24 protein-coding genes are annotated in these 23,988 nt (G+C 73.6%); 18 read left to right on the top strand and 6 right to left on the bottom strand.

Annotated features, from left to right (window positions below):
- Positions 1-16: 16 nt before the first annotated feature.
- From ACWEQG_RS38465 to ACWEQG_RS38455, 3 genes are all read left to right on the top strand, one after another.
- Positions 17-1,729 (top strand): glycerol-3-phosphate dehydrogenase/oxidase, encoded by a 1,713-nt coding sequence (locus tag ACWEQG_RS38465; protein ID WP_452292502.1) that lies wholly within the window; start codon positions 17-19, stop codon positions 1,727-1,729.
- A gap of 72 nt (positions 1,730-1,801) precedes the next feature.
- On the top strand, positions 1,802-2,749 hold the full coding sequence (locus ACWEQG_RS38460) for an RNA polymerase sigma-70 factor (protein WP_452292500.1): 948 nt from the start codon (positions 1,802-1,804) through the stop codon (positions 2,747-2,749).
- 8 nt (positions 2,750-2,757) lie between these two features.
- Positions 2,758-2,901, top strand: a complete 144-nt coding sequence (locus ACWEQG_RS38455; RefSeq protein ID WP_452292498.1) for a hypothetical protein — start codon at positions 2,758-2,760, stop codon at positions 2,899-2,901.
- Positions 2,902-2,940: 39 nt separating this feature from the next.
- Here ACWEQG_RS38455 and cpt read toward each other — a convergent pair whose 3' ends face one another.
- The 3 genes from cpt to ACWEQG_RS38440 are packed head-to-tail and all read right to left on the bottom strand — an operon-like array spanning position 2,941 to position 5,346.
- Entirely contained in the window at positions 2,941-3,477 is a 537-nt protein-coding gene (cpt, locus tag ACWEQG_RS38450; RefSeq protein ID WP_452292496.1) for a chloramphenicol phosphotransferase CPT, read from the bottom strand.
- A 22-nt stretch (positions 3,478-3,499) separates the two neighbouring features.
- On the bottom strand, positions 3,500-4,180 hold the full coding sequence (locus ACWEQG_RS38445) for an HAD hydrolase-like protein (protein ID WP_452292494.1): 681 nt from the start codon (positions 4,178-4,180) through the stop codon (positions 3,500-3,502).
- Positions 4,181-4,203: 23 nt separating this feature from the next.
- Positions 4,204-5,346, bottom strand: coding sequence for an ROK family protein (locus tag ACWEQG_RS38440; protein WP_363473286.1), 1,143 nt, complete (start codon positions 5,344-5,346; stop codon positions 4,204-4,206).
- 104 nt (positions 5,347-5,450) lie between these two features.
- Between ACWEQG_RS38440 and ACWEQG_RS38435 the strand changes: the two genes are divergently transcribed.
- The 14 genes from ACWEQG_RS38435 (at position 5,451) to ACWEQG_RS38370 (ending at position 18,871) form a co-directional block, all read left to right on the top strand.
- Positions 5,451-6,179 carry an amino acid ABC transporter ATP-binding protein gene (locus tag ACWEQG_RS38435; protein ID WP_363473288.1) on the top strand — a complete coding sequence of 243 codons (729 nt, stop codon included), beginning with the start codon at positions 5,451-5,453 and terminating at the stop codon, positions 6,177-6,179.
- A 22-nt stretch (positions 6,180-6,201) separates the two neighbouring features.
- Positions 6,202-7,131, top strand: coding sequence for a glutamate ABC transporter substrate-binding protein (locus ACWEQG_RS38430; RefSeq protein WP_452292492.1), 930 nt, complete (start codon positions 6,202-6,204; stop codon positions 7,129-7,131).
- A complete protein-coding gene (locus ACWEQG_RS38425) occupies positions 7,131-7,775 on the top strand; it encodes an amino acid ABC transporter permease (protein ID WP_452292490.1) in 645 nt (214 codons plus the stop codon). Before ACWEQG_RS38430 ends, ACWEQG_RS38425 begins: the two co-directional genes overlap by 1 nt.
- Entirely contained in the window at positions 7,772-8,605 is an 834-nt protein-coding gene (locus tag ACWEQG_RS38420) for an amino acid ABC transporter permease (protein WP_452292488.1), read from the top strand. Before ACWEQG_RS38425 ends, ACWEQG_RS38420 begins: the two co-directional genes overlap by 4 nt.
- Entirely contained in the window at positions 8,592-9,542 is a 951-nt protein-coding gene (locus ACWEQG_RS38415) for an asparaginase (protein ID WP_363468088.1), read from the top strand. Before ACWEQG_RS38420 ends, ACWEQG_RS38415 begins: the two co-directional genes overlap by 14 nt.
- A gap of 21 nt (positions 9,543-9,563) precedes the next feature.
- Positions 9,564-10,310 carry a copper homeostasis protein CutC gene (locus ACWEQG_RS38410; RefSeq protein WP_452292486.1) on the top strand — a complete coding sequence of 249 codons (747 nt, stop codon included), beginning with the start codon at positions 9,564-9,566 and terminating at the stop codon, positions 10,308-10,310.
- Between the two features lie 65 nt (positions 10,311-10,375).
- Positions 10,376-11,092 (top strand): alpha/beta hydrolase, encoded by a 717-nt coding sequence (locus tag ACWEQG_RS38405; protein ID WP_452292484.1) that lies wholly within the window; start codon positions 10,376-10,378, stop codon positions 11,090-11,092.
- Between the two features lie 40 nt (positions 11,093-11,132).
- Entirely contained in the window at positions 11,133-12,035 is a 903-nt protein-coding gene (locus tag ACWEQG_RS38400; RefSeq protein ID WP_452292482.1) for a LysR family transcriptional regulator, read from the top strand.
- 267 nt (positions 12,036-12,302) lie between these two features.
- Positions 12,303-14,021, top strand: coding sequence for an ABC transporter substrate-binding protein (locus ACWEQG_RS38395; RefSeq protein WP_452292480.1), 1,719 nt, complete (start codon positions 12,303-12,305; stop codon positions 14,019-14,021).
- 4 nt (positions 14,022-14,025) lie between these two features.
- On the top strand, positions 14,026-14,964 hold the full coding sequence (locus ACWEQG_RS38390; protein ID WP_452292478.1) for an ABC transporter permease: 939 nt from the start codon (positions 14,026-14,028) through the stop codon (positions 14,962-14,964).
- Positions 14,961-15,821, top strand: a complete 861-nt coding sequence (locus ACWEQG_RS38385; protein ID WP_452292476.1) for an ABC transporter permease — start codon at positions 14,961-14,963, stop codon at positions 15,819-15,821. Before ACWEQG_RS38390 ends, ACWEQG_RS38385 begins: the two co-directional genes overlap by 4 nt.
- Positions 15,818-17,653 (top strand): dipeptide ABC transporter ATP-binding protein, encoded by a 1,836-nt coding sequence (locus ACWEQG_RS38380; RefSeq protein ID WP_452292474.1) that lies wholly within the window; start codon positions 15,818-15,820, stop codon positions 17,651-17,653. Before ACWEQG_RS38385 ends, ACWEQG_RS38380 begins: the two co-directional genes overlap by 4 nt.
- Positions 17,650-18,429, top strand: coding sequence for an SDR family NAD(P)-dependent oxidoreductase (locus tag ACWEQG_RS38375; RefSeq protein ID WP_452292472.1), 780 nt, complete (start codon positions 17,650-17,652; stop codon positions 18,427-18,429). Before ACWEQG_RS38380 ends, ACWEQG_RS38375 begins: the two co-directional genes overlap by 4 nt.
- 31 nt (positions 18,430-18,460) lie before the next feature.
- Positions 18,461-18,871, top strand: a complete 411-nt coding sequence (locus ACWEQG_RS38370; RefSeq protein WP_452292470.1) for an ester cyclase — start codon at positions 18,461-18,463, stop codon at positions 18,869-18,871.
- A 105-nt stretch (positions 18,872-18,976) separates the two neighbouring features.
- On the opposite strand, the gene ACWEQG_RS38365 is transcribed toward ACWEQG_RS38370, so the two are convergent.
- On the bottom strand, positions 18,977-20,644 hold the full coding sequence (locus ACWEQG_RS38365; RefSeq protein WP_452292468.1) for an MBL fold metallo-hydrolase: 1,668 nt from the start codon (positions 20,642-20,644) through the stop codon (positions 18,977-18,979).
- A 31-nt stretch (positions 20,645-20,675) separates the two neighbouring features.
- Positions 20,676-22,055 (bottom strand): MFS transporter, encoded by a 1,380-nt coding sequence (locus ACWEQG_RS38360; RefSeq protein WP_452292466.1) that lies wholly within the window; start codon positions 22,053-22,055, stop codon positions 20,676-20,678.
- A 171-nt stretch (positions 22,056-22,226) separates the two neighbouring features.
- Between ACWEQG_RS38360 and ACWEQG_RS38355 the strand changes: the two genes are divergently transcribed.
- Entirely contained in the window at positions 22,227-22,874 is a 648-nt protein-coding gene (locus ACWEQG_RS38355; protein ID WP_452292464.1) for a winged helix-turn-helix transcriptional regulator, read from the top strand.
- A 76-nt stretch (positions 22,875-22,950) separates the two neighbouring features.
- Here the strand turns inward: ACWEQG_RS38355 and ACWEQG_RS38350 are convergent.
- Positions 22,951-23,988: thioesterase domain-containing protein (locus tag ACWEQG_RS38350; protein WP_452292462.1), on the bottom strand; the 1,038-nt coding region annotated here is incomplete at its 5' end.

Raw genomic sequence — 23,988 nt, 5'->3', positions numbered from 1 at the left:
CGATATGTCTGTACCCATGGGTCCCCGCGCTCGGGAGGCGGCGCTGCGGAGGCTGGCCGAGGACGAGTTCGACGTCCTGGTCGTCGGCGGCGGGGTGGTCGGCGCCGGCGTCGCGCTCGACGCGGTCTCGCGAGGCCTGTCCGTCGCGCTGGTGGAGGCCCGTGACCTCGCGGCCGGCACCTCGAGCCGGTCGAGCAAGCTGATCCACGGCGGGCTGCGCTACCTGGAGCAGCTCGACTTCCGGCTGGTCCGGGAGGCGCTCAGGGAACGGGGCCTGCTGGTGACCCGGCTGGCTCCGCACCTGGTCCGCCCGGTGCCGTTCCTGTTCCCGCTGCGTCACCGCGTGTGGGAGCGCGGTTACGTCGGCGCGGGCGTGCTGCTTTACGACACGCTCGGCGGCGCCCGCGCGCTGCCGCGCCACCGCCAGCTCAGTCACAGCCGGGCCCTGCGCGCGGCCCCCGGCCTGCGCGGCGACGCGCTCGTCGGGGCCATCCAGTACTACGACGCCCAGGTCGACGACGCCCGTTTCACGATGACGGTGGCCCGCACGGCCATGCAGTACGGCGCCTGCGTCACCACCCGCACCGAGGTCACCGGTTTCCTGCGCGACGGCAGGCGCGTCACCGGCGCGGTGGTGCGCGACCTGGAGGGCGGCGCGGAGCTGCGGGTCAGGGCCCGCCAGGTGATCAACGCCACCGGCGTGTGGACCGACGAGATCCAGCGGCTCGCGGGGGCGTCGCCGGGCTCGCGGGGGTCGGTGACCGTCCAGGCGTCCAAGGGCGTGCACCTCGTCGTGCCCAGGGAGAAGATCCGGCTCGACACCGGGCTGATCCTGCGCACCGAGAAGAGCGTGCTGTTCGTCATCCCCTGGGGTCCGCACTGGATCGTGGGCACCACCGACACCCCCTGGGACCTCGACAAGGTCGAGCCGGCCCCCACCCGGGCCGACATCGACTACATCCTGGAGCACGTCAACGCCGTGCTGCGGACGCCGCTCACCCTCGGCGACATCGAGGGCGTCTACGCGGGCCTGCGCCCGCTGCTCGGCGGCCCCGGGAAAGAGGGCGCGGGGTCGGAAACCGTCAAGCTCTCCAGGGAACACGCGGTCATCCGGCCCGAGCCCGGCCTGGTCATCGTCGCGGGCGGGAAGTACACCACCTATCGCGTGATGGCCGAGGACGCCGTCGACGTCGCCGTGGCCGGGCTCGACCAGGACGTGCCCGGGTCGGTCACCGAGCGCGTCCCCGTCCTCGGGGCCGCCGGGTTCGAGGCGCTGCGCAACAACCGCCGCCGCCTTGCGGGGCGCGCCGGGCTGCCCGTCGCGCGCGTCGAGCACCTGCTCGGCCGGTACGGCTCCTGCGTCGAGGAGGTGCTCGCGCTGATCGAGGCCGACCCCGGCCTGGGCGAGCCGATCCCGGGGGCGGAGGGCTACCTCAAGGCCGAGGCGGTGTACGCGGTCACGCACGAGGGCGCGCTGCACCTGGAGGACGTCCTGGTCCGCCGCACCCGGGTCTTCATCGAGGAGCGGGACCACGGGCTCGCGGCGGCCCCCGAGGTCGCCGCGCTGATCGCGCCCGCTCTCGGCTGGGACGAGGACCGGACGCGCGCGGAGGTCGACGCCTACCGTTCGGGCGTGGAGGCCGACCTGGCGGCTCAGCGCGAGTGGGACGACGCCGCGGCCAACGCGGTACGCCTCGCGGCGGCGGCCCGGGCGCGGAACGTGGCCTGAATCACGGTTCGCCTTCCACGCCGGCGGACCTGCCGGGGTGGTCGTGTGAGGACCGGGATCTAGGATCGGGTCATGACCTTGACCGCGCGCGACGTCGACCGGTTCGAAGCCTCCAGGCCGCGCCTGGAGGCCATCGCCTACCGCCTGCTGGGCTCCGCCGGGGAGGCGGAGGACGCCGTGCAGGAGACGTTCCTGCGCTGGCAGGCGGTCGACGCCGACCGCGTCGAGATCCCCGAGGCGTGGCTGACGAAGGTCCTCACCAACCTGTGCCTCAACCAGCTCACCTCCGCCCGGGCACGCCGCGAGACCTACGTGGGCCAATGGCTCCCCGAGCCTCTGCTCGCCGGGGACCCGATGCTCGGCCCGGCCGACACCGCCGAGCAGCGCGAATCGGTCTCGTACGCGGTGCTCACCCTGATGGAGCGCCTGTCGCCGAACGAGCGGGCGGTGTACGTGCTGCGGGAGGCCTTCGACTACCCCCACCGGGAGATCGCCGAGATCCTCGACATCACCGAGGCCGCCTGCCAGCAGATCTTCCATCGCGCCAAGAAGCACGTCGCGGACGGCAGGGCCCGCGCCGAGATCGACGGGGCCGCCGCCCGGCGGATCGTCGAGGAGTTCCTGACGGCCGCCAGGAACGGCCGGATCGAGTCGCTCGTGCGCCTGCTCACGCAGGACGCCGTCGCGGTCGGCGACGGCGGCGGGAAGGTCCCGGCCCGGGCCAAGGCGTTCGAGGGCGCCGTCGCGGTCGCGAAGTTCGTGTGGGGTCTGCTCAAACCCGCCGCCGCCAAGCGCGCCCTGGTCGGAGGAAGCCCCGAGGTGTACACCTGGACCGCCAACGGCGAGCCCGCCCTCGTGGCCGTCGTCGACGGCCGGGTCGTCGGCGTCGTGTGCCTGGAGGTCACCGCCGAGGGCATCGCCGCGTTGCGCAGCCAGATCAACCCCGACAAGCTCGAACGGGCGACCACGCGCTGGGCGGCGGCCCCCGATCATGGACAACCCCTGTTCGAAGCCTTCTGAGCGTCCGCTTGCATCAGCCGGCGACCGGCCAGGACCTCGAGCGCCGGCCGCTGAGCGAGATGTTCGCGGGCACCGGCGTCGAAGTGGTGATCGCGAAGGCCTCGGGAACGCCGACCGCATGGCAGGCCGCCGACGCCAAGGAACCGGCGTAGCGCTCGGTGGCCCGGCGCGTGCCCGGGCCACCCCCACGCCTACGGCGTCACACGAGCAGCGATGATGTTCGCGCACGTCAGTGACGCGGTGTGCGTGGTGTCCACTTCCAGGTCGTAGACCACACCCTCGTGAACCATCTTCGCCTGCGTCGCGGCCATCCCCGGGACCCGGTCCCCGCGGGCCCTCTCACGCTCGGCGGCGACCGCGCTGTCACACCTGACGCCGACCCACAGGACGTCCAGCCCGCCGAGAACGCGCTGCCAGCGTCGCTGGGTCCACGCCGCGCCGAGGAACACGTCATCGATGATCACTGGGGCTCCGGCACGGACCATCGCCGCGATCCCCTCCATCCACGCCGCCTGGAGCGCCATGAACTCCGGCCCGACGTCCACCCCGCCGTCGGGGGCGAACTCGACTCCCGCATCCGTGCCCCGCAAGGACCGGGGCATCGCCTCGATGAGCGAGTCGACCCCGAACGCGAGCCACGGCCGCGGCAGGACGGCCTGCAGGTGCCGCACGATCTCGGATTTGCCCGCGCTGGACCCGCCGTTGAGCACGATCACCTGAGTGGTCACGGCGTCCACGGTAGAGGGCCGGTCACCGGAATTCGACACCATTTCCCGGCTGACGCCGGCCGGTCCGCGTGAGCACCTCGAGAAGGCGCGCGGGGGTGTCCACCACGGCGACGACGCCGGGGGCGGCGAACTCGGCCGCGTCGCCGAACCCCCATGTCACCGCGACGCATCGCACGCCGCACTCGGCCGCGCCGGCGACGTCCTCTCCGCGGTCACCGATCATGACGGCCGCCTCGGGCGTCGCGCCGAGGACGTCGAGCGCGTGGCGGATGACGTCCGCCTTGTGCCGCCGGGACCCGTCCAGCGTCGCCCCGGCCACGTACGAGAAGAAGCCGTCGAGCCCGAAGTGGACCAGGATCTTCTCGGCGTAGACGGCCGGCTTCGACGTCGCCACGGCCAGGGTCCGGCCGCCGGCGACGAGGGCCTCCAGCACGGCGGGGATGCCCGCGATGACCTCGTTCTCGTACATGCCGCCCGCGGTGTAGCGCTCGCGGTACGCGTGGACCGCGTCGGCGACCCTGTCCCGCGGCACGCCGAGCCGGAGGAAACCGTCCTGGAGCGGAGGGCCGATCATGGCGCGGAGCCGCGCGTGCTCCACCTCCGCGACCCCGGCCGCGGACAGGGCGTGCCGCATCGAGGCGACGATGCCGGCCTCGGGATCGGTCAGCGTGCCGTCGAGGTCGAAGAGGCAGTACCGGGTCACGTGCGGGGCATCCCTTCGGTTCTTCAGGCGAGCACGGCGTCGAGCAGCAGGGATCCGGCGCCGAGCAGGGCGGCGTCGGGGCCCGACCGGGTGGGGGAGATCTCCAGGTCGCGGGTGGCCAGCGGCAGGCACCGCTCGTACACCGCCGCGCGGATCGAGGCGATCAGCGGCTCGGCCGGCGACAGGCTGCCCCCGACCACGATGGCGTCGGGATTGATGAAGTTGACCAGCACGGTGAGCACCTCGCCGATGAGCCGCCCGGCGTTGCGCACGAGGGCGGTGGCCTCGGGCACCCCGTTCTCGACCAGCGCGACGACGTCGGCGGGCCGGCGTACCTCGATGCCCTGCTCGCCCAGCACGCCCATGAGGGCCGCGCCGCTGGCGTAGGCTTCCAGGCAGTCGTCGTGACCGCAGGAGCAGGTGACCGACGAGTCGCTCCTGACCCGCACGTGGCTGATGTCCCCGGCCGCGCCGCGCCCCCGGTGCAGCGCGCCGTTCACGATCACGCCGCAGCCGATGCCGCTGCCGGCCTTGAGCACCATCAGCGTCTCGCACTTGGGCCACGCCCTGGCCTCCCCGGCCGCCATCAGGTTGGCGTCGTTCTCCACCAGCACCGGCAGGTCGAAGTGGGCGGCGAGGCGCTCCGCGACGGGGAAGTTGTTCCAGCCGGGCATGCGCGAGGGCGCGACGACCCGGCCGGTCGCCGGGTCGACGGGCCCGGGGACGCCGGTGCCGACGCCGCGGAGCGGGACCCCGGGCGGGCCGTGCGCGGCCAGCAGGTCCTCGAACGCGGCGGCCATCCAGTCGATGGTCGCCTCGGGTCCCTCCTGGATGTCGCAGGGGCGCTCCTCGACCACCAGCGGGGTGCCGCTGAGGTCGAGGAGGCCGAGCCGCGCGTGGTGCGCGCCGAGGTCGGCGACCGCGAGCAGTCCCGCGCTGGGGCTGAGCCGCAGCCGCCGGGGTCGCCGGCCGCCGCGCGAGGTGCCCGCGCCCTCCTCCACCAGCAACCCGCTGCCGATCAGTTCCTCGACGCGCAGCGAGACGCTGGAGGCCGCCAGGCCGGACAGGCGGGCGAGCTCGGCCCGCGATTCGGCGTGGCCCGCGGCGACGAGGCGCAGGAGGTCGCCCTGCGCCCCCCGCACCGGCAACCTCTCTTTGCCTGGCATGGAGGAAGGAATACCACGTCTTGACTTTAAGCGCCATCGCGTTGACTTCGCCCAGAATCATCCATTACGGTCCGGCCTATCTTCGATTTCGAAGGAAGTTGGCGATGATTCGGGTACGAGGCCTCAACAAGTGGTTCGGTGAGCACCACGTGCTGCACGACGTCGATCTCGACGTGGCGCGCGGCGAAGTCGTGGTGGTGATCGGCCCCTCCGGGTCCGGCAAGTCGACGCTGTGCCGGTGCCTCAACCGGCTGGAGGCGGCGGACTCGGGCGAGATCCTCGTCGACGGCGTCCCCGTGCCCGAGGAGGGCCGCGCGCTGGCCCGGCTACGGGCCGACGTGGGGATGGTCTTCCAGAACTTCAACCTCTTCCAGCACAAGACCGTGCTGGAGAACGTGATGCTCGCGCCGACGAAGGTGCGCGGCGTGAGCCGCGCCGAGGCCGAGCGGACCGCCCACGAGCTGCTGGCCCGGGTCGGCATCGCGGAGCAGGCCGGCAAGCAGCCCGCGCGGCTGTCGGGCGGCCAGCAGCAGCGTGCCGCCATCGCCCGCGCGCTCGCCATGCGGCCCAAGGTCATGCTCTTCGACGAGCCCACCTCGGCGCTCGACCCGGAGATGGTCGGCGAGGTCCTCGACGTGATGACGGGCCTGGCCGCCGACGGCATGACCATGGTCGTCGTCACCCACGAGATGGGCTTCGCGCGCCGCGCGGCCGACCGCGTGGTGTTCATGGACGGCGGCCGGATCGTCGAGACGGGAGAGCCGAACGCCTTCTTCGACTCGCCCCGCACCGATCGGGCCAGGGACTTCCTGGCCAAGGTACTCACGCACTGATCGCAAAGGATGGTGGACCCCGATGGTGTCCATTAAGCGGGTGGCCGCTGTCGCCGCCGTGGCGATGGCCGGCCTGACGGCCTGTGCCGGGACGGACTCGGCGAGCTCCGCCGTGCCGGGCGCGGCCCCGAGCGAGGGCGGCGGGAGCGGCGTGCTCGCCGGCGCGCCGGTGGCCGCCGCCGCGGACATCCTGCCCGGCTCGACGATGGAGAAGATCAAGCAGCGCGGCGAGCTGATCGTCGGGGGCTCGCTCGACGCGCCGCTGCTGTCCCAGCAGAACCCCGCGACCGGCGAGGTGGAGGGCTTCGACGCCGACCTCGGCAAGGCCCTGGCCAAGTACATCATCGGGCAGCCGAAGGTGAAGATCGTCAACTCGGCGTCCGAGACCCGCGAGGCGCTGCTGAGCAACGGCACCGTGGACGTGGTCTTCCAGACCTACACGATCACCCCGGAGCGGGCCGAGCAGGTCGCCTTCGCCGGGCCGTACTACTCCTCCGGCCTGTCCATCGCGGTCAAGAAGGGTACGACGGGGATCTCCTCGCCGAAGGACCTGAACGGCAAGACCGTCATCGCCGGGGCCAACACCCCCGCGATCCCCGCGATCAAGAAGCTCGCGCCGCAGGCGAAGATCATCACGTTCGGCGGCGACCCGGAGTGCGTCCAGGCGCTCAAGCAGGACCGCGGCGTCGCCTACGTCCAGGATGAGACGCTCCTCGTCGCGGACGCCAAGAAGGACCCCGAGCTGCAGGTCGTGAGCAAGCCGTTCACCGAGGACCCGTACGGCATCGGCCTCAAGCACGGCGACGACCAGTTCAAGTCGTTCGTCAACGACTGGCTGAAGAAGATCCAGGCCAACGGGGTCTGGCAGGGCATCTGGAAGAACTCCCTCGGCACCGTCGTGCAGGGCGAGGCCCCCACGCCGCCCGAGATCGGGTCGGTGCCGGGTTCCTGATGTCGGCGCTGCTTGATCACCTGCCCGAGTTCTGGCAGGGGCTGGTCGTGACCCTCCAGATGACCGCGGCGTCGTTCGTCGGCGCCGCGGCCGTGGGGCTCGTGATCGTGGCGATGCGGGTCGGGCCGGTCCCGGTGCTGCGCACGGTCGCGACCGTCTACGTCGAGACCCTGCAGAACCTCCCGCTGCTCGTGCTGCTCGTGCTCGCGGTCTTCGGCCTGCCCGAGATCGGGCTCAAGGCCGGCCTGACCACCACCGCCATCGTGGTGATCGCGCTGTACGAGGGCGCCTACATCGCCGAGGCCCTCCGCTCGGGGGTCAACGCGATCTCCTCGGGCCAGGGCGAGGCCGCCCGGGCGCTGGGGCTGACGTTCGGCCAGTCGCTGCGGCACGTCGTGCTGCCGCAGGCGCTGCGCACGGTCGTGCAGCCGATCGGCAACATCTTCATCGCGCTCACGATGAACACCTCGCTCGCGGCGGCCGTGGGCGTGGTCGAGCTGACCGCCGCGGCCAACCGGGTGAACCTGCTGGAGGCGCAGCCCATCCCGATCTTCGTCGGGGCCGGCCTCGCGTACGCCGCGATCGCCGCCTGCGCCGGGTTCGTCACCGGGCGGCTCGAACGGCGGCTGGCGGTGACGCGGTGAGCAACCTGCTGTTCGACGAGCCGGGCCCGCGCGCCCGCCGCCGCATCCGCCTCGCCACCGTCGCGGGCGTGCTGGTGCTGCTCGCCCTGGTGGCCCTGGCCGTGCGCCAGTTCGCCGCCAACGGGCAGCTCGCCGCCGAGCGCTGGCAGCCGTACGCGACCTGGCCCATGTGGCGCTACCTGCTCGGCGGGCTGTGGTCCACCGCGCTGGCCGCCGTCGTGTCCGCCGCGATCGCGATGGCGGGCGGAATCGCCCTCGCGCTCGGACGGCTGTCGCGGCGCCGCGCCGTCCGCCTGCCCGCCGCCGCGTACGTCGAGGCCGTGCGGACGATCCCGGCGCTGCTGCTGGTCTACCTCGTGCTGTTCGCGCTGCCGAGGTACGGCCTGGACCTCCCGCTGTTCTGGAAGCTCGTGGCGCCGCTGGCCGTGTCCAACGCGGCGGCGTTCGCCGAGATCTTCCGGGCTGGGATCCTGTCCGTCGAGCGGGGGCAGGGGGAGGCCGCCCTCGCCCTCGGGCTCACCCACGGGCAGTCGATGCGGCTGGTCGTGCTGCCGCAGGCGGCCCGGCGGGTGCTGCCGTCGATCGTCAGCCAGTCGGTGGGCCTGCTGAAGGACACCTCTCTGGGCTTCGTCGTCAGCTACGCCGAACTGCTCTACAGCGGCAAGGTCCTGGCCAACTACAACGGCCTGCTCATCCAGACGTACATCGTCGTCGCGCTGGTCTACCTCGTGGTCAACGCGTCGCTGTCCGCGCTCGCCCGTTCCCTCGACCGCTCCGTCGCGGGCAGGGGCGGCCCGCGCAGGAGGAAGATCGCTCGTGTCCCTCGCTGAATACGCCCCGCTCGCGGAGGTCGTGCGCTCCGGTTTCGTGGAGAGCGTCCACTACGGCAGCGCGGTCGCGCTCTCGGCCGGCGGCGAGGTCGCCGTCGCACGCGGCCCGGTGCACGCGCCGGTGCTGCCCCGCTCGTCGGCCAAGCCGTTCCAGGCCCTCGCCTGCCTGCTCGCCGGGGCCCACCTGCAGGGCCCCGCGCTCGCGATCGCCGCGGGCAGCCACACGGGCGAGGACTTCCATGTGCGGCTCGTGGCCGAGATCCTCGGTGACGCCGGGCTCGGCTTCGGCGATCTGCGCTGCCCGGCCGACTGGCCGGAGGACGAGGCCGCCCGGCAGGCCCTGGTCAGGGCGGGCCTCGGGCCGTCGCGTGAGCGGATGAACTGCTCGGGCAAGCACGCCGCGATGCTCGCCGCCGCCGTCGCCGCGGGCGCGCCCACCGCCGGCTATCTCGACCCCGGCCACTTCGTGCAGGACCGGGTCAGGTGGGTGGTGGAGGATCTGTCGGGGGAGAAGGCCGCCCACGTCGCCGTCGACGGATGCGGCGCGCCGCTGTTCGGGATCTCACTGACGGGCCTGGCCCGCGCCGTACGCGCCATGGCCGTGTCCGCGCCGGGGACGCCGCCGCGCGCGGTCGCCGACGCCATGCGGGCCCACCCCGAGTACGTCGGCGGGACCGGCCACGTGAACACCCGGCTGATGCGGGCGCTGCCCGGCGCCGTGGTGAAGGGCGGCGCCGAGGGAGTGCTGGTCGTGGCGCTCGCCTCCGGGCACGCGGCGGCCGTCAAGGCGATCGACGGCGGCCCCCGGGCGACCACCGCCGTCGCGCTCGCCGCGCTGCGGGCCGCGGGCGCGGACGTCTCGGCGGCGGCCGAGTTCACGACCGTTCCGGTGCTGGGCGGGGGAGTCCCGGTCGGCGAGATCAGCGCTGTTTTCTGAAGACGTTCGATGGGGGAGAGCATGAGCCTGACGTACGAGATCTGCATCGACAGCACGGCCGGGGCGCTGGCCGCCGAGCGCGCGGGCGCCCACCGCGTGGAGTTGTGCGCCGCGTTGTTCGAGGGCGGCCTGACGCCCACCCTCGGCACGGTCGAGGCCACGCTGGCGGCGGTCTCGACGATCCGGGTCCACGTGATCATCCGGCCCCGCGGCGGCGACTTCGTCTACGACGAGCACGAGGTGGCGGCCATGGTCCGCGACGTGGCGGCGGTGCGCGAGGCCGGGGCGCAGGGGGTCGTGATCGGGGCGCTCACCCCGGCGGGCGAGGTGGACACCGAGGTGTCCAAGCGCCTGATCGAGGCGGCCGGAGGGCTGTCGGTCACCTTCCACCGGGCCTTCGACATGACGGCCGACCCGTTCGCCGCGCTGGAGACGCTGGCGGGACTGGGGGTCGACCGGGTGCTCACCTCCGGCCAGGACAGCTCCGCGCTGGAGGGCGCGCCGCTGATCGCCGACCTCGTCCGGCGGGCCGGCGACGGGCTCGTCGTCATGCCCGGCGGCGGCATCACCCCGCGCAACGTGAGCCGGGTGGTCGAGGCGACCGGGGCACGGGAGATCCACTTCGCCGCCCTCGTGGACGAGCCCAGCCCGGCCGTCCACCGCAACCCGTACCCCTTCATGGGCGGTGAGCTGCGCCAGCCCGAGTACGTCCGCAAGGTCACCTCGCCGGCCCTGGTCGCCGAGGTGATCACCGCCGCCCGCGCCTGAAGCCGGGCCGCATCGCGGTGACCCGCGGGCAGGAGGGGTAGACCCGTGGGCGGGAGGTGAGGCCGATGGCCACACCGGAGCGGAGCCGGCCCCATCCGGGACCCGAGGAGGGCGTGCGGCACGGCCGGTTGTCCGCCCGCCCGGTGGCCCTCGCACGGGCGGCGTCCCCTCCCGAGCCGGGGGTGCACCGCCTGGGCGGGCGCGCCCTGTTCTCCGTGCCGCCCGCCGCGGCGTCCGGGCCGTCCCCGCTCGCCGTCGTGCTGCACGGCGCGGGCGGCACCGCGGAGCAGGCGCTGGAGTGGCTGCTTCCCCAGGCCGGGGACCTCGGCGTGCTGCTGCTCGCGCCGCAGGCCGTCTCCTCCACCTGGGACGTCATCGTCGGCGGGTACGGCGCGGACGTCTCCAGGATCGACGCCGCGCTGGAGGAGGCGTTCTCCCGGGTGGCCGTCGACGTCGGCGCGGTGGCCGTGGCCGGCTTCTCCGACGGCGCCTCCTACGCGCTGTCGCTGGGGCTGGCCAACGGCGACCTGTTCCAGGCGGTGCTCGCGTTCTCCCCGGGGTTCATGGCACCGATGATCCGGCACGGCCGTCCCCGGATCTTCGTCTCGCACGGCGCCTCCGACCGGGTGCTGCCGATCGACCGGTGCAGCAGGCGGCTCGTCCCCGAGCTGAGGGAGAGCGGTTACGAGGTGACGTACGAGGAGTTCCGCGGCGGGCACCAGGTGCCCCCGCCGACGGCCGCCGCGGCCGTCCGCTGGTGGCTCGGAAGCTCACAGCCCTAATTCTATGTAGGTAATGTGGGTTTTGCGCTATGATGCGGCCATGGGAGCATTGCTCGATCTCGTGCAACTGCGAACTTTCGTGGCCATCGCCGAGTGCGGCGGCTTCGGGCGTGCCGCGTCCGCCCTGCGTACCAGCCAGCCGACGGTGAGTCAGCACGTGCGATCGCTGGAACGCGTCATCGGGCAGCCTCTGGTCGAGCGGACCGGCCGGTCGACCCGCTTCACGGTGGCGGGCGAGGTGCTGCTGGTGGAGGCGCGGCGGCTGCTCGCCGTGCACGACGAGGCCATGGGCCGCCTCGGGGCGGAGCGGCCCGCCGCCCTGACGGTGGGCGCCGTCGAGCACGCGGGATACGGGGCGTTGCCCGACCTCCTCGGCGCCCTGGTGTCGGCGCTGCCCGCGCAGGACGTGGTGTTCCGGCTGGACCGCAGCACCACGCTGGCCGAGGCGACCCTGCGCGGCACGCTCGACATGGCGCTGATCCTCGGCGTGGTGCCCAACGTCGGGGGACGGCAGGTCGCCACGCTGCCGCTGCGCTGGCTGGGCGCCCCAGGCTGGTTCCTGCCGCCGCCGGACCGGCCGGTGCCGCTGGTCGCCTTCCAGGAGCCGTGCGTCCTGCGGCGACAGGCCGTGAGCGTGCTGGAACGGCTCGGCTGGTCGGTCCGCATCACGACGGAGGCCACCAACCTGGAGGGCGTGCTGGCCGCGGCCCGCGCGCGCCTCGGCCTCGCCCTGTTGCCCACCGCGTACGGCGTCCCGGACGGCCTGGAGGAGATCACGCCGCTGCCGCCGCAGGACTCGGTCGGGCTGCGCCTGGTGAGCCGGCAGGGTCTGGACCCGGCCATCGAGACGCGGGCGGGCGAGGCTCTCAGCACGTTCTTCTCGTCGGCCGCGCATTTCTCCGAATCGTGCGCCGATCAGGTTTCCATCGGAAATTCGAATTGATTCCGATCGGCAGGATGAATCGCATCGGAAATGGCGGTCCCGTATTGACCGTACCGCTCGAATATGGTGTGATCTAGCCGCCGCAGTGAATTTGAATTTCCGCCGCGCGGTGTTTTCCCGGGCCTTCGTGATACCGGCTCGGCCGTGCCCCGGCGGAACGGTGTGTCCGGCGCGGGACGGCGCGGGACGGTGCAGACCCCGCCGGACACACCCCCTCCCGGCACGCCCACGCCCTCGTGTCCCCTGTCCGACGAAGAAGGTCCCCTGATGTCATTGAGCGACGACACCGCCGTCCGCCCCGGCGACCGGCAGGTCAACAGGAGACGCAGGCTCAGGTCCGGGCGGCCGGCCGTCCTGGGCGCGGTCCTGGCGGTGGTCGCCGTCGTCGCCGCGGTCCTGGTCGTCTCGGCCGGCGGGACGGACGAACCGCGGGCCGCCGGCGCGGCGGGCGGCGGCGGTCCGGTGGCCGGGGGCGCCCTGACCTACGCCCTCGCCGGGACGCAGGTGTCGATCGACCCGGCGGTGGCGGCCACCGCGGTGACGGGGCTGATCGACCGCAACATCTTCGACTCCCTGGTAACGCAGACCGGCCCGGACACCTTCGGCCCCTGGCTCGCCGCCAAGTGGACCGTGTCGGACGACGGGCGGACCTACACGTTCACCCTCAGGGAGGGCGTCACCTTCCACGACGGCACGCCGTTCACCGCCGAGGCCGTCAAGGCGACCCTCGATCACGTGGTCGCCCCCGCCACCAAGTCCGCGTACGCCGCGTCGCTGATCGCGCCGTACGAGAGGTCGCGGGTGGTGGGCGACCACGTCGTGGAGGTGACGCTGAAGCGGCCGTTCACCCCGTTCCTGCAGGCGTTGTCGGTGCCCTACCTGGGCATCCAGAGCCCGGCGGCGCTGGCGAAGCCGGTCGCGGACTACCGGCCGGTGGGCACCGGCCCGTTCTCCTTCGTCTCCTGGGAGAAGGACAAGCGCGTCACGCTGCGCAGGAACGCCGGGTACGCCTCGCCGCCCGCGGGGGCCTCCCATCAGGGGGCGGCCTACCTCGACTCCCTGGTGTTCGAGTTCGTGCCCGAGGACGCCACCCGGTGGGGCGCGCTCACCAGCGGCCAGGTGGGGGCGATCGGCGGCGTCCCCCCGGTGAACGCCGGCCGGCTGCGCTCGCTCAAGGATTTCACGCTCAATTCCCAGGAGACGCCGGGGCTGAATTACAACCTTTATCTGAACCAGACCCGCGGGCCGCTGCGGGACGTGCGCGTGCGGCGCGCCCTGTCGGCCGCCGTGAACGTCGGCGAACTCGTGCGCAACATTTATTTCGGCCATTTCCCGGTCGCGCGCAATCCGCTCAGCCGCACCACGGCGGCCTACGACGCGACGGCCGAGAGCGAACTGGCCGCCTACGATCCGGACGAGGCGAAGCGGCTGCTCGACGAGGCCGGCTGGACCGGCGCCGACGCCGACGGTTACCGAGTGAAGGACGGCAAGACCCTGACCCTCACCTGGCCCTACTGGGCGGAGGGCAACAAGGAGCAGCGCGACGTGCTCGCCGAGGGCATCCAGGCCCAGGCCAAGCTCGTCGGCATCAAAATCGAACGGCCGGCCGTGGACACCGGGGCCTTCGTCGGCACGTACCTCATCGGCGGCGAGTACGACCTGGTCGACGTGAGCTTCGCCAGGCCCACGCCCGACGTGCTGCGTTTCGCGTTCGCCTCGGGCAACACCTACGCCAAGGCCGGCGGCAACGTCGCGCTGGTGGACTCGCCGCAGATCGACAGGTGGGTGGAGGAGGCGGCGGAGACCTCAGACCCGGCCGTCGCCCGCAAGGACTACGCCGCCGTGCAACACGAGGTGCTCCGGCAGGCGTACGTGCTGCCGCTCTACACGCCCGTGCAGCTCACCGCCTTCTCGGCGAAGGTGCGCGGCGTCTCCTTCGACGCCCAGACCTACCCGGTCTTCCACGGCGCCTGGCTGGGGGCCTGATCCCGTGCCGCCGACGGCCCGCCGGCTGGCCCGCAGGATCGCGCTGACCCTGCTGGTGCTGTGGGGCGCCGCGACGCTGGTCTTCGCCGGCATGCGGCTGGTGCCCGGCGACCCCGCCCGCGTGATCGCGGGCGGGGTCCAGGCCAACGCCACCCCCCAGGTGCTCGACGCCATCCGCGACCAGTACGGCCTGCGGGAGCCGGTCGCCGTGCAGTACGCCGTTTTCCTCGGCCGGCTCCTGCGCGCCGACCTCGGCGGCTCCTACCAGCTCGGGCGGCCGGTGAGCCGCGTGATCGGCGAACAGCTCGGCCCCACGCTGGCGCTCGCGACGGGGGCGGCCGTCCTCGGCTTCTGCCTGGCGGTAGCGCTGGCCCTGCTCACGGCCGGGAGGCCGCACGCGCGGGCCCTGTCCCGCGCCCTGGAGTTCTGCTCGATCTCGACGCCGAACTTCTGGATCGGCATCCTGCTGCTGGCCGTCTTCTCGTTCCGCCTGGGCTGGTTCCCGGTGCTCGGCGACGACGGACCGGCCGCACTGGTGCTGCCCTGCGCGGCGCTCGCCCTGCCGATCGCCGGCGTGCTGGCGCAGGTGACGCGGGAAGGGCTCGAACGCGCCCTCGACCAGCCGTTCGCGCTGACCGCCCGGTCGAGGGGCGCCACCGAACACCGCGTCCGGCTGCGCCACGCGCTGCGCCACGCCGCGCTGCCGGTGCTCACGCTGTCCGGCTGGGTGCTCGGCGAGCTTCTCGCCGGGACCGTCGTCGTGGAGACGGTGTTCGCCCGTCAGGGCCTCGGCCACGTCGTGGTCGCGGCGGTGCGCGGCCGGGACTTCCCGGTCGTGACGGGCGTCGTCGTGCTCTCCGCGCTCACGTTCTCACTGATCAACATCGGGCTCGACCTGCTCTACGGGCTCGTCGACCCCCGGGTCAGGGAGGCCGCCGCGTGACCGTCCAGGGCTCGTACGGTGTGGCCGCGCGGCCCCTGCGCGCCCGGGTGGCGCTGCCGGGGACGGGGCTGCCACCGGCCGCCGTGTTCCTCACGCTCGTCTGCCTCGCCGCCCTCGCCCCCGGCCTGTTCGCCCACGCGCCCGACCAGGTGGACCCGGCCCTCGCGCTGCGCGGCCCCATGGCGGGCCACCCGCTCGGCACCGACCAGCTGGGCCGCGACGTGTTCGCCCGGCTGGTCTTCGGCGCGCGGCCGTCGCTGCTGGTCGGCGCCGGGTCCACCCTGCTGGCCGGGCTCGTGGGCTCCGCCTGGGGACTGGTGGCGGCGCTGGGCGGCCGCCTGGTGGGCGAGGCGGCCATGCGGCTGGCCGACGTGCTGCTGGCGTTCCCGGCCATGTTGATGGCCCTGCTCGTCGTGGCCGTCCTCGGGCCGGGCACGCGCAACGCCGTCCTGGCCATCGCCGTCGCGCTCGCGCCGGGGTTCGCCCGCGTCGTCCGGGCACAGGCGCTGGTGGTCCGCGGCTCGGCGTACGTGCGGGCGGCGGTCACCCTGGGGCTGACGCCAGGGCGCATCCTGCTGCGGCACATCGCGCCGAACGTCGTCGCGCCCCTGCTGATCCTGGCCACGATCAACGTGGGCACCGCGCTCATCGCCGGGGCCTCGCTGAGCTTCCTCGGGCTCGGCCCGCAGCCGCCCGCCCCCGAGTGGGGGGCGATGCTCGCCCAGTCACGCGACTACCTCGACGCGAGCTGGACCTTGGCCCTGTTTCCGGGAGTGGCCATCACGCTGACCGTCATGTCCGCCACCGTCGTCGGGCGGGCCCTGCAGGCGCGGTACGAGAGGCGGGAGGCCCGATGACCGGGGAGTCCCCGGCGGAGCCGCTGCTGGAGGTCGCCGGGCTCTCGGTCGATTTCGCCACCCGGCGCGGCGTCGTGCCGGCCGTGCGCGACGTCGACCTGTCGCTGCGGGCGGGGGAGTGCCTGGCGGTGGTGGGCGAGTCGGGGTCGGGCAAGAGCGTCACGGCCCGGACCCTGCTCGGCCTTCCCGGGGTGGGCGCCCGGGTGCGCGCCCGGACGCTGTCCTTCGACGGACGCGACCTGCTTCGGCTGAGCGCCCGCGAGTGGCGGCGGCTGCGCGGGCGCCGAATCGGCTACGTCCTGCAGGACGCGCTGACCTCGCTCGACCCGCTCCGCCGGATCGGCCACGAGGTGGCGGAGGCGCTGGAGGTGCACGGCCTGGCGGACCGCGACGACCTCGACGGCCAGGTGATCGGGCTGCTCGCGGAGGCGGGCGTGCCCGACCCCGAGGTGCGCTTCCTGCAGTATCCGCACGAGCTGAGCGGCGGGCTGCGGCAACGGGCCCTGATCGCCTCCGCGATCGCCGCCGGGCCGTCGCTGCTGGTCGCCGACGAGCCCACCACGGCCCTCGACGTCACCGTGCAGGCCCAGGTGCTCGACCTGCTCGGCGACAGGAAGCGGTCGGGCACCGCCGTGCTGCTGATCAGCCACGATCTGGCAGTGGTGGGCCGGCTCGCCGACCACGTGGCCGTCCTCTACGCGGGCCTCGTCGTGGAGCGGGGACCGGCCGCCGCGCTGCTGTCGTCCCCGGCCCACCCGTACACCGCCGACCTGCTGGCCGCCGTGCCCGCCGTGGACGGCCCGGTGCGGGAATCGCCCCTTCTCCGGATCGGCCCTCCGGCCGCCGAGGGCTGTCCGTACGCTCCGCGCTGCCCGCTGGCCGACGACCGCTGCCGGTCCGGGCTGCCGCCGGCGGTGCGGTACGGGCCGGGCCGGGAGGTCCGCTGCTTCCACCCCGGCCGGGAACGGCCGGCCCCCGCCCGTGTGAGGCCGGCGACGCCGGCCCGGGTGAAGGACCAGGCGGTCGTCTCGGTGCGGGGGATCACCAAGCGATATCGCTCTCCGGACGGGTCGTGGCGTACGGCGGTGGACGACGTGTCGTTCGACCTGCGCGAGGGGGAGGCGCTCGGCCTGGTCGGCGAGTCGGGGTCGGGCAAGAGCACGACCGCCCGGATCGTGCTGGCGGAGATCACCCCCGACGCGGGGACCGTGCTGCTGGGCGGCGAGCCGTGGAGCGGGGCGCTGGAGCGCGACCGGCGCCCCCGTCGCGCCCGCATCCAGTTCGTCGACCAGGACCCGCTCAGCTCGTTCGACCCGCGGTTCACCGTCGAGCGGATCGTCGGGGAGGCGGTGCCGGGGAGGATGCCGCGGCGCCTGCGGCGCGAGCGGGTCGCCGGACTGCTCGGCGAGGTCGGGCTGGACGACGCCCTGGTGGACCGGCATCCCTCGCGGTTGAGCGGCGGCCAGCGCCAGCGGGTGGCGATCGCGCGGGCGCTCGCCCCACGGCCCGAGGTGATCGTGTGCGACGAACCGGTCTCCGCGCTCGACGTCACCGTCCAGGCGCAGATCCTGGCCCTGCTCGCGCGGTTGCGGCGCGAGGCCGGGGTGGCGCTGCTGTTCATCTCCCACGACCTGGGCGTCGTCCGCCAGGTCTGCGACCGGGTGGCGGTGATGAAGGACGGCGCCCTGGTGGAGGTGGGCGACACCCGCGACGTCTTCCGCACCCCGCGCGCCGCCTATACCGCCGAACTGCTCGCCGCCGTCCCGCAAATCGATGCGGGGCGGACGGCGGGACGAGCCGCACCCGCCAGGAATCTGGAGAGTTTGCCATGACCTCACCCATCTCCGCCCCGCACGCCGTCCTCGTGACGGGCGCGGGCTCGGGCATCGGCCGGGCGACCGCCGAGCTGTACGCCGAGCGCGGCGTCGCCGTCCTCGCCGTGGACCACGACGAGCACGCGCTCAAGGAACTCGCCGCGCTCGACCGCGTCGTGACGCTGGCGGCCGACGTGTCCCTGGAGGAGACCAACCGGGCCGCGGTCGCGCTCGCGGTGCGGGAGTTCGGCCGCCTCGACGCGGTCGTGCTCAACGCCGGCATCGGCGGCACCCGGCCCTGGGAGGCCCCCGGTGCCGTGGAGGCCGCCGACCGCATCCTCGCGGTCAACCTCCGCGGGCCGATCCTGGGCATCAGGGCCGCGGCGCCCGCGCTGCGCGCGGCCGGAGGCGGCGCCATCGTCGTCACCGCGTCCGTCGCCGGGCTGCGCGCCGACCCCGGCAACTGGGCGTACAACGCCTCGAAGGGCGCGGTGATCAACCTGGTCCGCGCCGCGGCCATCGACCACGCGCCCGACGGCATCCGGGTCAACGCCCTCGCCCCCGGGCTCACCTGGACGCGGATCAACGCCGGGGTCCGCCACGACCCGGTGCTCACCGCGGAGATCGAGCGCCGCATCCCGCTGCAGCGGTTCGCCGAGCCCCGCGAGCAGGCCGAGGCCGTCTGGTTCCTCACCTCGCCGGCCGCCTCGTACGTCACCGGGACCGCCCTGGTCGTGGACGGAGGCCTCGACGCGAGCCTCGGCATCCTCCCGCTGCCGGCCGCACGCCGCTGACCCCGCCACCGACCCGACAAGGAGACCGATCATGAGTACGACGGAGATCAACCGCGCTGTCGCCAGACGCTTCTACGAGGAGGTCGTCTCGCAGGGGCGGCTCGACGTCCTCGACGAGATCGTCGCCGACGACGCCTCGGACGCTGCGGTGCCGGCCGGGGGCGACCTGGGGCGTGAGGGGTTCGTCCGGCACATCACCTGGCTGCGCTCGGCGGTCGAGGGCGTGACCGCGACCGTGACGGACACCGTGGCGGAGGGCGATCGCGTCGTCGTCTACTGGACCATCGAGGGCGTCCAGCGCGGGGAGGTGTTCGGCGCCCCGCCGAGCGGCCGCCGCTTCAGCGGCCAGAGCATCAGCACGATCCGGTTCCGCGACGGCAGGATCGTCGAGTACGAGGTCCTCCCGGACCGGCTGGGCATCGTGCAGCAGCTCATCGCCTGACTCCCGCCACACAACCTGCTGTCCGGCGGCGCGAGCGCGGTCGTCCCGCTCGCCGCGCCGCCCGGAGTGGCGCGGCCGCCCGATGCCGCCGGGCGGGCGCCGGGATCACTCCGCCGGTGCCAGTTCGAGGTTGGCGAGTGCGGCGTAGTGCATGAACTTGAACGGGTTGAGCATCTGGTTCCGCGCGACCATCGACTCCAGCAGGCTCTGCCGCAGGCCGACGAGGTCGGGAGCGCCGGCATGGCTGGACAGGCCCAGCTCGACGACGTGCAGGGCCAGCGGGTGCTCGCCGCGCCGCGCGAGTTCGCGGCCTGCCGTGACGAAGGCCGCGGCGCTCCCGCCGCCCAGCAGGTCCAGTGCGGCCGACAGCTCGGCGGGGGTGAAGCGCTCGATCCCCTCACCGTCCCGGTGCCAGTAACCGGTCCGCTGGCGATGCACGCGTTGGATGAAGTTGTCCCGCGTCACCAGGTAGGGCATGACCGAGGCAGGGTGGTCCTCGAGGATCTCGGGAAGGTGGTTGAGCCGCAGGATCTCGGCGAGCGTCAGGCCCTCCGAGATCCCGGCCAGGACGGCCCGCTCCAGGTCCCGCAGCGCCGCCAGCAGCCCGGGGAAGGCCTCGATCGTGTAGTTCTCGGTCAGCGCGGGGTGGCCGTGGATGAGCGTGCGCGGTCGCAGATCCATGACCGCCCGCATCGCGTCGAACAGGCCCTGTGGGGAGCCTTCCGCGAGGGTCGGCGCGCCGAGATAGGGCATGCACATGTCGCCGGTGAAGGCCACGTCCCGGCTCGGGACATGGATGACGAGCCCGTCCTCGGTCTCTCCTCCCGCGACCGGGACGAGCGTGAAGTCCACGCCGCCGACGGTCAGCGTCTCCACGCCCGCCACGAGCCGGTCGGGACTGACCTCGACGCGGCGGCTGTGCCCGCGTGGGTGGTAGTAGCCGAGCGGCGGCGGGCCGGAGTTCTGGAGGGCGAGTTCGTGGGGGAAGTTCGCCTGGGCGATCACCGTGGCGCCGTCGGCGGTGAGGGCGGCGAGCCCGCCGACGTGGTCCCAGTGGGCGTGCGTGAGGATCACGTGTGTGACGGGCAGGTCGGTGATCGCGCGAAGCTCGCGGAGGGCTTCGGCCGCGTGCTCGGGGGTGCTCGCGGCGTCGACGGCGACCACCCCGGTGCCGGTGATGACGAAGCCGACGTCGGCGAAGTCGTAGCCCTGCGCCACGTAGACGCCCGGCGCGTGCTCGGCCAGGCGCCGGGGGACGAAGCGGAAGCCGTCTTCGGGATTCGCCCAGTAGTCGGTGATCAGGTGGCCGGCCCGGGCACGTGCCTGCTCGGCCTCCGCGGTGCGGCCGAGCAGGTCGTACGCGCGGGACAGCGCCGCGTGGACGGGGCGCATGAAGCCCGGCGGGAACTGGTCCTTGACCATGAGGACGAACTCCAGATCCTCGGCGACGGTCTCCGCCCGGCCCGCGCACCCGGGCAGGCTCGCCAGGGAGATTCCCCGGTAGTAGTGGGGGAGCCCGAAGTCCAGTGCGGCGGCGGCGTCGAGCTTGGCGATCGCCGCCTCGGCCTGGCCGTCCAGGCGGGACTGGAAGGCGCCGGAGAGCGCCAGCAGGAGCCCGTCGCCCGGCGTCCGGGACGACAGGTCCGCGAAGAAGGCGAACCCTTCCGCGTCGAGCCCGGCGGCCATGAACTGGTTCGCCAGCACGATCCTGGTGCGCCGGTCGGCGTTCGGCCACGTGGCCACCCGAGTGAGCGCCGCGATCTCTTCGTTCACGTCTGTTCTCCGTTCACATCTGATTGCGCTGTCACGGGGTCGGCCGCCGGTCGCGCGTGCCCGGCGCGGCGACCGCGTCAGGCCGTCCGCGGCGGATGAGGGCGAGGGCGAGGGCGGCGCCCGCCGCCGCAGCGATCATGAACCACCTGACGTCGGCGTGGGCGCCGATCACGGTGGACGCGGTGGGGGTGCCGAAGACGGCGACGAAGGCGGCGACGCCGAGGGCCGAACCGACCTGGCGGAACATGGTCTGCGCGCCGATCCCGGTCGCCAGCGTCCGCGGCGCCAGGGTGGAGGTGGCCGCGATCGTGAACGCGGGCAGGGCGAGGCCCACGCCGCTGCCGCCGATGAGCATGGCGGGGAAGAACACCGACCAGTAGGCGGGCTCCGCTCCGATGAACGCGACCCACATCGCCGATCCGGCTGCGAACAGCACGGCCCCGGCGACGCCGATGGCCCCAGGGCCGGCGCGCTGTGCGAGCCGGCCGGCGAACGGCGCGCACACCGCGGCCGCGACGGGTCCGGGGGTCAGGGCCAGCCCGGCCTGCAGGATCGAGTAGTGCCAGGTCCCGGTGAGGAAGAGCACGTTGGCGAGCAGCATCGCCGAGAACGCGGCCGAGAACAGGGCCGCCGACAGGCTGGACAGCGCGAACGCCGGGACGCGCACGATGCCCAGTTCGAGGATCGGAGCCCGGTGACGCCGGGAACGCGCGGCGAACACGGCCGTGAGCACGACGGCGGCGACGAAGCAGCCGGTCACCCGTCCGTCCCAGTCCCACGAGTGCCCCTGGACGAGGCCGAGGTTGGCGAGGGCGACGGCGGCGATCAGGACGACGGCGCCGAGTCCGTCGGGCAGCGGCGGACGGGCGGGGTCGCGGATCTCGGGCAGCACGCGGTACGCGCCGACGAGCACGATCGCGGTCAGGGGGACGTTGACGATGAAGATCCAGTGCCAGCTGACCTGAGTGAGGAGCCCGCCCAGTGACGGGCCCGAGGCGGCGCCGACCGCGCCCAGGGCGGACCAGGCGCCGATCGCGGCCGCGCGGCCCCGCGGCGGGATGGAGGGCAGCAGAAGGCCGAGCGAGGTCGGAGTGACCGCGGCGGCTCCGGCCCCCTGCAGGACGCGGGCGGCGACGAGGAACCCAAGGGACGGCGACGCCGCGCACAGCGCCGAACCCAGGCCGAACGCGAACATACCGGCGACGAAGACCCGTCGCCGGCCGACCACGTCGCCCAGCTTGCCCGCGGGCACGAGGAGCGCGGCGAAGACGATCGCGTAGGCGTTCAGGACCCAGGACACCTCAGCCACGGTGGAGCGTGCGAAATCGGCCCGGATCGCCGGGACGGCGATGTTCACGATGAAGACGTCGAGCGTGGAGACGAACACCCCCAGCGCCAGCACGGCGAACACGGCGCGTTGGGGACCGGCGCCCGGAGGCGGAGCGAAGGGCGGCGGGCCGGATGGAGACCGTGAGTCTGCCGCCTGCCTGTCGAGGTTGGCCATGACGTACTACTAAAGTGCTTAGACAAGAAAGTCAAGCAGTAGCGTGATTGTCTCAAGCACGGATGGTAGGCTGCGGCCATGCGCTCCTATGGGCAGTACTGCTCCGTGGCCAAGGCCCTCGACGTCGTGGGCGATCGGTGGACGCTGCTGATCGTGCGTGAGCTGCTGGCCCGCGGTCCGTCCCGCTACACCGACCTGCGCTCCGGACTGCCGGGAATCGCCACCAACCTGCTCGCGGACCGGCTGCGTGATCTGGAGGCCGCCGGTCTCGTGGAACGCGAGGACGCCCCGCCGCCGATCGCCGCCACCTTGTTCCGGCTCACCGATCGTGGCGCCGAACTGGAGTCGGTGATCTCCGCGCTCGGCCACTGGGGCGTACCGCTGATGCGCGATTACCGGGCCGAGGACGCCTTCCGCGGCCAGTGGCTGCGCCTGCCCGTCCGGATGTTCCTCTCCGACCACGAACCCGACCGGCCCGCGTCGTCGATCCAGATCTGCGCCGGAGACCAGACGGTCGTGGTCGACGTCGAGGCCGGCCGGGTCTCGCTACGGCTGGGCGCCGACCCTGACGCCGACGCGACCGTCACCGGCCCGCCGCCGCGCGTCCTCGCCCTCCTCGCCGGCGGCCTCGCCCTCGCCGACGCCGAGGAACACGGCCTGCGGGTCTCCGGGTCCCGCGAGGCCGTCCGGCGCGTCCTGCCCCGCGCCGAGGAGAAGGCGCCGTAGCCACGCCCGGTGAACGGCCCCGCGGCGGCCCACCCCGTGCCGGCCGCCGCGCCCGTCACGGCGGCCGGGAGACGCGTCACGCGGCGCGCTCGTCCAGGCGCAGGGCCTTGATCCAGGAGCGGATCGCGTCGGCGGTCGTGCCCGCGTGCTCCTCCAGCGTGGTGAAGTGGTCGCCGGGGATGTCCACCGCCTCGTGCGACACCGGCCAGTACGCCTGCCAGCGCCCGGGGTCGGCGGGGTCGACGGTGGTGCCGCGCAGCGGCTCGGCGGCGCGCAGCAGCAGGATCGGGGTGTCGACCGGCTTGGGCTGCCAGCCGATGAACAACCGGTTGTAGACGCCCATCGTCGTCAGCCGGGTGTCGTGCAACGTCATGTCGAACCGGTCGATGCGTTCGAGCATGCCGCCGATCATGGCGCCCTGCCACCAGCCCATCCCCTCCTGGGCGGAGGCGTCGATCGGGTAGCTGTCGATCAGCGCCAGCCCGGCCGGCCGCAGGCCCTGCTCCTCCAGCGCGACCGTGACGGCGTGCGCCACGCAGCCGCCCATGGAACGGCCCACGACGACGAACGGCTCGTCGCCCACGCACTGCCGCAGCCCCTCGACGTTCATCTGGATCAGCGTCTCCAGCGAGTCGGGCAGCGCGTCGTCCTCGCCGTCGGTGAACCCCGGTGACGGCACGACGTACACGTCACGGTCGTCCCGGAACGCCTGGCCGAACCGGGAGTACTCGTGCGGCCCGGAGATCGCGCTCAGCGCGGGGAAGCAGACCACCGAGACGCGGCCGGGGCCCGTCGCCAGCCTGACCGGCGGCAGCGCGTACCGGTCCCGGTCCTGGGCGCCGAAGTGACCGCGCACATGCGACGCCGCCACCAGCAGCCCCGCCGCCTCGTCGTGCTTGCCCGTCTCGTGCATCCGGCGGTGCAGGGCGGCCAGACCGCCGGCGGGCGTCGCGCCGGTACGGCGGGCCGGACCGGCGAGGCCGCCCGCCGAGCCGGGCAGTTCCCGGTCGAGGTACGCCGCGATGGCGTGGGGGGTGGGGTGGTCGAAGGTGAGGGTGGCGGGGAGGCGGAGGGTTGTGGTGGTGGTGAGGCGGTTGCGGAGTTCGACGGCGGT

It is taken from the genome of Microbispora sp. NPDC004025 (assembly GCF_053604425.1).
This window is presented reverse-complemented; position numbering and strand designations above follow the sequence as displayed.

Bases quoted from the DNA above. Each gene is read 5' to 3' on its own strand.
- ACWEQG_RS38465 (WP_452292502.1), top strand. From the start codon at position 17: ATGGGTCCCCGCGCTCGGGAGGCGGCGCTGCGGAGGCTGGCCGAGGAC.
- ACWEQG_RS38370 (WP_452292470.1), top strand. From the start codon at position 18,461: ATGAGTACGACGGAGATCAACCGCGCTGTCGCCAGACGCTTCTACGAG.
- ACWEQG_RS38395 (WP_452292480.1), top strand. From the start codon at position 12,303: ATGTCATTGAGCGACGACACCGCCGTCCGCCCCGGCGACCGGCAGGTC.
- ACWEQG_RS38405 (WP_452292484.1), top strand. From the start codon at position 10,376: ATGGCCACACCGGAGCGGAGCCGGCCCCATCCGGGACCCGAGGAGGGC.
- ACWEQG_RS38355 (WP_452292464.1), top strand. From the start codon at position 22,227: ATGCGCTCCTATGGGCAGTACTGCTCCGTGGCCAAGGCCCTCGACGTC.
- ACWEQG_RS38425 (WP_452292490.1), top strand. From the start codon at position 7,131: ATGTCGGCGCTGCTTGATCACCTGCCCGAGTTCTGGCAGGGGCTGGTC.
- ACWEQG_RS38400 (WP_452292482.1), top strand. From the start codon at position 11,133: ATGGGAGCATTGCTCGATCTCGTGCAACTGCGAACTTTCGTGGCCATC.
- ACWEQG_RS38435 (WP_363473288.1), top strand. From the start codon at position 5,451: ATGATTCGGGTACGAGGCCTCAACAAGTGGTTCGGTGAGCACCACGTG.
- ACWEQG_RS38440 (WP_363473286.1), bottom strand. From the start codon at position 5,346: ATGCCAGGCAAAGAGAGGTTGCCGGTGCGGGGGGCGCAGGGCGACCTC.
- ACWEQG_RS38430 (WP_452292492.1), top strand. From the start codon at position 6,202: ATGGTGTCCATTAAGCGGGTGGCCGCTGTCGCCGCCGTGGCGATGGCC.
- ACWEQG_RS38380 (WP_452292474.1), top strand. From the start codon at position 15,818: ATGACCGGGGAGTCCCCGGCGGAGCCGCTGCTGGAGGTCGCCGGGCTC.
- ACWEQG_RS38410 (WP_452292486.1), top strand. From the start codon at position 9,564: ATGAGCCTGACGTACGAGATCTGCATCGACAGCACGGCCGGGGCGCTG.
- ACWEQG_RS38460 (WP_452292500.1), top strand. From the start codon at position 1,802: ATGACCTTGACCGCGCGCGACGTCGACCGGTTCGAAGCCTCCAGGCCG.
- ACWEQG_RS38375 (WP_452292472.1), top strand. From the start codon at position 17,650: ATGACCTCACCCATCTCCGCCCCGCACGCCGTCCTCGTGACGGGCGCG.